Annotated in this window: 6 protein-coding genes; 2 read left to right on the forward strand and 4 right to left on the reverse strand. The window is 68.9% G+C overall.

Annotation, left to right across the window (positions count from 1 at the left end):
• Positions 1 to 11 precede the first annotated feature (11 nt).
• A complete protein-coding gene (locus ACIRD8_RS33935; protein ID WP_404000347.1) occupies positions 12 to 761 on the reverse strand; it encodes an ATP-grasp domain-containing protein in 750 nt (249 codons plus the stop codon).
• 85 nt (positions 762 to 846) lie between these two features.
• Between ACIRD8_RS33935 and ACIRD8_RS33940 the strand changes: the two genes are divergently transcribed.
• Positions 847 to 1,716, forward strand: a complete 870-nt coding sequence (locus tag ACIRD8_RS33940) for an aminoglycoside phosphotransferase family protein (protein WP_404000349.1) — start codon at positions 847 to 849, stop codon at positions 1,714 to 1,716.
• 36 nt (positions 1,717 to 1,752) lie between these two features.
• Here ACIRD8_RS33940 and ACIRD8_RS33945 read toward each other — a convergent pair whose 3' ends face one another.
• Positions 1,753 to 2,292, reverse strand: a complete 540-nt coding sequence (locus ACIRD8_RS33945) for a YciI family protein (RefSeq protein ID WP_404000352.1) — start codon at positions 2,290 to 2,292, stop codon at positions 1,753 to 1,755.
• Positions 2,293 to 2,782: 490 nt separating this feature from the next.
• On the opposite strand from ACIRD8_RS33945, the gene ACIRD8_RS33950 reads away from it, so the two are divergent.
• The gene (locus ACIRD8_RS33950) at positions 2,783 to 4,234 is read left to right on the forward strand and encodes a hypothetical protein (RefSeq protein WP_404000355.1); all 1,452 of its coding nucleotides are present in this window, start codon (positions 2,783 to 2,785) and stop codon (positions 4,232 to 4,234) included.
• A gap of 147 nt (positions 4,235 to 4,381) precedes the next feature.
• Here the strand turns inward: ACIRD8_RS33950 and ACIRD8_RS33955 are convergent, their stop codons facing one another.
• Positions 4,382 to 4,777, reverse strand: coding sequence for a DUF6281 family protein (locus ACIRD8_RS33955; RefSeq protein WP_404000358.1), 396 nt, complete (start codon positions 4,775 to 4,777; stop codon positions 4,382 to 4,384).
• Positions 4,778 to 4,788: 11 nt separating this feature from the next.
• The gene (locus ACIRD8_RS33960; RefSeq protein ID WP_404000361.1) at positions 4,789 to 5,910 is read right to left on the reverse strand and encodes a matrixin family metalloprotease; all 1,122 of its coding nucleotides are present in this window, start codon (positions 5,908 to 5,910) and stop codon (positions 4,789 to 4,791) included.
• Positions 5,911 to 6,112: the final 202 nt, after the last annotated feature.

Genomic DNA, 6,112 nt, shown 5'->3' on the forward strand with positions numbered 1-6,112 from the left:
CGCCTGAGGGCTCACCGGACGAAGGCCCTGTCCCGTTCCGCGAGGTGCCCGGCGGGACCGGCGGCCCTGAGCACCACATCCAGTGCACGGTCCGGGTCGGAGGCGTAACAGCCGCTGGCCCAGGCGGCGTTGGCCTCGATCACCGCCCACTGCCCCGCGTCGGTGGAACCGACGTCGACGACGATCGCGGACGGCAGCGTGTGTCCGGCGGCGGCGAGCAGCTCCGTGCCGAACGCGTGTGCCGCGGCGGACAGCGGAGCCAGGCGCAGCTGCCCCGACACGGCGTACCGGCTGCCGGTGTGGACCTGCCCGTCGAGCAGATACAGCCGGTACTCCGCTTCGAACACGACGACATCGCTCACCAGCACCACCGTCTCCGGGCCGACGGCGTCCGGCCCCGGCAGCCGGGACCCGTCCGCGTAGACCAGCGCCGGGATGCCCTTGTCGTTCGGCGACTTGACGAAGACCGGGCGGCGCAGCCCGTACGCCTCACGGATCGGGACTGCGCGGATCTCGCGCCGGACGAACGCGGCGGGCAGCCGGGCCAGCCAGTCGGCGGGAGCTTCGAGCGGGGCGATGTCCAGCGCGGGCGCCACGGCGTCGGCGAAGGAGGGACCGGCGTGCAGATACGCGCCCCCGCCGCGCAGCCCCTCGGGCACCTCCTGGTCCGGCAGCTGCACGGTGTGCAGGCCTCGCCGCCGGGCGCTGTCGCGAATCGTCCGGGCGGACGCGGTGAGGCGGGGCGGGAGTACGAGGGGCATGGGCATGGATCCTGCCGCAGAGGCGCCGCGCCGCCCACCGGATTTCGTTCGACAGCGGCTGCCCGGTTCGGCTTGCATGGGCCGGATGCACGCCGATGAGACGAAGACCGACGCAGCGCTCGTACGCCGCCTGCTCGCGGCGCAGTTCCCCGCATGGGCGGACCTTCCCGTCGAGCCGATCGGCTCCCACGGCACGGTCAACGCCATCTACCGGCTGGGCACGGACCTGACCGTGCGGCTGCCCCGTATCGAGGGCGGCTCGAAGGACGTGGCGACGGAACACCGCTGGCTGCCGCACCTCGCCGAGCACCTCCCCCATGCCATCCCGGTCCTGCTGGCCCAGGGTGTGCCCGGCGAGGGCTACCCGTGGTCCTGGTCGGTCTGCCGCTGGCTCGACGGCGCCAATCCGGCCCCGGCCGCGGGTGGCGCCGAACTGGCCGCCGACGTAGCGGAGTTCGTCCTGGCGCTGCGCAGCGTGGACACCGCCGACGGGCCACCGGCCTTCCGCAGTGAACTGCTGGCCGCCCGGGACACGGCCACCAGGGGCGCCCTGGACGCGCTGCACGGAGTCATCGACACCGGGGCCGCGGCCACCGCTTGGGCGGCCGCGCTGCGGGCCCCGGCCCCGCAGGGCCCGGCCGTATGGGTCCACGGAGACCTCCAGCCGGGCAACGTCCTGGTCACGGAGGGCCGGCTGAGCGCCGTCATCGACTTCGGCTGCATGGGCCTGGCCGACCCCGCGGTGGACCTGATCCCGGGCTGGTACCTGCTGGGGGCCGAGGGGAGGCGGACCTTCCGTACGCGGACGGGGGCGGACCCGGCGACGTGGGCGCGGGCCCGGGGCTGGGCCCTGTCGATCGCGCTCATGGAACTCTCGTACTACCGGACGACGAACCCGGTGATGGCGCAGACGGCACGGCAGGTGATCGGGGAGATCCTGGAGGAGACGGACTGAGCGCCCCCCAGGGCCGTCAGCGTCCGCCCGTAGCCCTCAACGGCGCCCGCCGAACTGCCAGTCGTGCACCTCGATATCGGCGTACCGGGCCTGGGTGAGGACGGCGCGTGCGGTGTCCGGGCCGGGCGCGCGGACCAGCGCGGCCGTGCCCACCCAGGTGGTGCCGTCGTCGGACAGCAGCGGCCCGTAGGCGATCAGCTCGTCCCCGGGCGGCACCGAGAGATCGGCGGCCTCCCCCGCGCCAAGGCCGATCACCAGGTACCGGTTGCCCTCGGTGCTGCCGCCGGGGAAGTCCCACATGGTGCGCCCCAGCAGGTTGCGCCACCGCCGCAGCAGTACGTCCCGGTAGACGCCGGCCCGGTAGTTGGGCTCGTCGAAGGCGAACGCGCGGGCGGCGGCGGGATCGGGCAGGTCGACGATGTGCACGCTCCCGGTGGCTGTGTCGCCGTCGAGCGTCGGGCCCCGGGCGATCAACTCCTTCGCGTACCGGTCCATGTAGGACCAGTGGTCTTCCAGCAGTTCGTCGCGCAATGCTGCGGAACCGGGCCGGTCGCGGTGGTAGCAGAAGAACTCCATGGCTGAAGCATCTCTTCGGGAGGCGCCCCGCGTCGAGGGGTTTCACGGGGAGCCGAGAATTTCTCTGCCAAGGCCGGCGTGGCTGTGGTCAAGATGGCTGACATTCGAGTGGCCTGAATCGCGGCAGAAATTGAATTGCAGTATTCATCAGGCGGGGGATTTCGGCCACCATGGGCGGCGGCCTGCGGGGGAGAGATGCGTGGGGCGAGCGGGCGGACGTCGAATATTATTTTTCGGTTGCGCCGGATATCGCCAAAATCAGGAGATGCTTTCAGCCATTCCTTTTAGGCGTGGAAGTCTTTTCCGTGCACATGTAATGTCGTCGACTTACGGGGCGGCGCAGACAATGCCCTACCTTGTCGGCGAGTCCGGAATTCGCGCTGTAGGGGGGTGCTCCCGCGCAAACTGGCGGCTGGTCCGGTGGGTCATAAGTCTGTCGACGAACCGCTGACTCCAGTTCGCACCGCTACCCGAGGGCCTGACCACCTTCATGACTTCCCACATAATCGCGGGCCGCCGACGCCTGCCCATCTGGCTGATTCCCCTGCTGTGGACCTTGGCCCTCGGTGCGTGGGGACTGTCCCGACAGCACAGCCTGTGGAGGGACGAAGCGGCGACCTGGCAGGTGGCCCAGCGGCCCGCCTCCGAAATCTGGCACATGCTGGCGCAGGTCGACGCCGTACACGGCCTCTACTACCTGCTGATGCACGGACTCTTCGAGACGTTCGGGCCTGGCACGACAACGCTGCGGCTTCCCTCCGTGCTCGCCATGGCTGTGGCCGCGGCCTGCGTGACAGTCATCGGCCGGCGGCTGGCCGGAACTTGGGCGGGCCTGGCGGCGGGCCTGTCACTCGGCCTGCTTCCCGCAGTGCAGTTCTACCTTCAGGAGGGGCGCCCGTACGCGCTTGTCACGGCCGGTGCCGCGATCTCGACGCTGCTGCTGGTGACCGTACTCGGGGGCCGTGGCGGAACAGCGCGCTGGACGGCCTACGCCGGCACCGTCCTGTTCTGCGCACTGCTGAACTGGCTGGCGCTGATGATTCCGGCCGCGCACGCGGCAACCCTGATCTGGACACGGGCCCGGCGCGAGGTCTGGATCCGCTGGACGGCTGCCTCGGCGGCGGCTGCTGGGGGCGCGCTCCCCCTGATCCTTTTCACCCGGACTCAGGCCAAGCAGGTCTCCTGGATACCGCCGCTGACGTGGCACATGATGATCGGCCCAGCGGTCCTGCTGGCGATCGGTGGGCTCGGAGCACTGCTGGACCGGCCGCGGGCCGGCCGGCTGTCAGCCGCGGCCGTCGGACTGCCACTGCTTGCGCTGCCACAACTCATCCTGATCGGCATCTCCCTGGTCCAGCCGCTGTTCCTGGACCGGTACGTCCTCTTCAGCCTGCTGGGTCTGGCGCTCCTGATCGGAACAGCGCTCAGCGCAGCGGTACGGGCGGCTGCGCCGCGCTTCCCCAGGGCATCGCCATGGATCCTCCCTGTAGCGGTCGCCGTGGCCATGGCGGTGCTGCTTCCCCAGGCGCTGGCCAAGCGCTCCCCGGCCAGCCGGGTGGACGACGTCCTCGCCGTGGCAACGCACGTACAGCGGCTCAAGGAACCGGGAGATGCCGTGCTCTTCGTACCGGCGGCGCGACGAGACACCAAGCTGGTCTCGCCCCGCACGTTCAGTGGTCTCCAGGACATAGCCCTGGCAGAGAGTCCGGAGAAGTCCGGCACGCTGAAGGGCGTGGAGTCCGGCCCAGCCCGGATCCGCACGTCGATGCTTGCCCAGCGACGGATCCTGCTGGTGACGGACGCGGCGACGGTCGCGAAGCCGGTATCGGCGCAGGCGGACCGGACGAAGACCTCGGTGCTGGAGAAGCACTTCACAGCAGTGGCGGACGAGCAGGTCCGCGGTCGCAGGGTGACGGTGTACCTGCGTATCAAGAGCCCGTGACCAGAAGCATGTAAAAGCCCTGGCGGAGTGACGACCGCCCTCGGACAGGACGGCCGGAGCCGGACAGCCGGATTCGCGGGCTCTCCGCAAACGGCCCCGGACGAGGAGTCCGAGGCCGAGCAGCCGGAGGCATCGCCCCGCGCCGTGTCATGAGCCGTCGATCAGCTTCTGTACCTCGGGCGGGAGCGTCGAGCCGGAGTAGGAGACGACGAAGATTGCGTCAGCCGGTGAACTGCCCACTGCGATGGCCACTTCAGGAGGGATGCCTTCCACACCGTAAGCGGTCTCCGTGGTTCCTTCCGCCGCTTCGTCCTGGCTGCCGGTGTCGTCGCAGGGCGGTTGGGTGGCGGTGCCCAGCTTGTCGGTGACCGTGATGTCGGCGTTCGCGACGTCCCGGTACGTTCGCCCCTGGTAGGTGAACTCGATCGCGCAGGACGCTTCCGCGCCTCCCTCCTCGCTGCTGTTGTCGGCGGTGCACCCGGCCACCGTCACCACCATGGTTGCCGCCAGTAGTACGCCCGTAGATCGTCCGGACCAGCCCATGGACGCCTCCCCTAGTAGATGCTGCGAAGGGCAAGGACATCGCCCTTGCCGAGGGTCCTTGCCTTCGTCGTGCAGGTAAATGAGTTCGTGTACATGGTGAGGTTCTGATGTCCGGACCCCACGTGTCCCAGCCCGAAGACATGGCCGGCCTCGTGCGTACCCACGGAGCGGATGTCGTACTTGTTCGAGCAGGTGCTGGTCGGCTTGTTGGTGAAGTCGTAGTCAGTGGTGTTGTAGCGGACGTCGGCTTCGAGCAGGTCATTCTTGACGCCCGGCATGGGGAATGTCCATGAGCAGGTAGTGGCGACGGTGCCGGACTTGAGGTTGCCTGCGTCCCAAGTGCTCACCCCGTCCCGGCTGGTGCACTGGCTGCTGCTGTTGATGTCCGCTTCCCGGCTCGTGGTGCCCAGGTAATTGTGCTTCGCCCCGACCTGATCTGCGTATCCGCAGTTGTTGTAGCTGCCGGTGATGTTGTCGATCGCGTCCCAGAACGCCCACTTGGCGTCCGTGCGGGACAGCGCTCCTGGCATTCCTCCGTCACCGATGTACCACTGGTAGGTCCCGTACTCCTTCCGGTCCGCCGTCGAGTAGGAGCCATCGCTGCACGCGCCCGGAGCGGCCAACGCGTCCACCTCGGCCAGTTCTGCGTCCCCCTCCGCGACCGCGTCGGGCGCGTCCGCGTCCACGCTGTCCGCTTCCTCCGAGAGGTCGGCTGCCGTGTGCGTGGGGTTCGTCAGGTGGTCAGGAACATCGGTGCCTGCGGTGGACGAGTCCGCTCCGGCATCGGTCAGTACGTAGGAGACCTTGCCGTCCGTGGCGACTTCCAGAGCGAACCCGTGTGTATCGCCGTCCGTGGCCAGCGTGTCGACGCTCACGGTCGTGCCGGGTTCGGGGACCGTCACCCCGGTTCCGTCGTAGGTGACGATGCGGCCGATGGCTCCGCAGTCCAGCACGGATGAGCCGGTGGGCAGGTCTTCCGTGCTCAGCGGCCCTTCCTCGGGGAGGTGACAAACTGCCGCCCCGTCAGTTCCCGCCGTGGTCGCCTGCGCGCTTCCGGCGACCCCTGATATCGATGCCAGGACCGCGAATGCGGCGACGGATCTACCTATGAACCTCGAGTCGTACCTCGTCATATTCCACCCCCGGATACCCCCCCGCCGAACGGGAGCTGATCAAAACCTGGCGATAGTAATCACATGTTCTTCACACGTGATTTCATTTCCATCACCTATGGCTGGATGCTTAGACCGTGTCCTATGTGGTGAGTCGGAGGAGTCGCTTGTAGCAGCAAAGGGCGGCGGCGAGGCCGAGAAAGGCCAGGTAGTTGCGGGGTTG

The sequence above is a fragment of the Streptomyces sp. NPDC102451 genome, assembly GCF_044765485.1.
Lineage (GTDB): Bacteria > Actinomycetota > Actinomycetes > Streptomycetales > Streptomycetaceae > Streptomyces.

What these genes read in the sequence shown, in the direction of transcription:
- ACIRD8_RS33935 (WP_404000347.1), bottom strand. Translation starts at nt 761, where the DNA reads ATGCCCCTCGTACTCCCGCCCCGCCTCACCGCGTCCGCCCGGACGATT.
- ACIRD8_RS33940 (WP_404000349.1), top strand. Translation starts at nt 847, where the DNA reads ATGCACGCCGATGAGACGAAGACCGACGCAGCGCTCGTACGCCGCCTG.
- ACIRD8_RS33945 (WP_404000352.1), bottom strand. Translation starts at nt 2,292, where the DNA reads ATGGAGTTCTTCTGCTACCACCGCGACCGGCCCGGTTCCGCAGCATTG.
- ACIRD8_RS33950 (WP_404000355.1), top strand. Translation starts at nt 2,783, where the DNA reads ATGACTTCCCACATAATCGCGGGCCGCCGACGCCTGCCCATCTGGCTG.
- ACIRD8_RS33955 (WP_404000358.1), bottom strand. Translation starts at nt 4,777, where the DNA reads ATGGGCTGGTCCGGACGATCTACGGGCGTACTACTGGCGGCAACCATG.
- ACIRD8_RS33960 (WP_404000361.1), bottom strand. Translation starts at nt 5,910, where the DNA reads ATGACGAGGTACGACTCGAGGTTCATAGGTAGATCCGTCGCCGCATTC.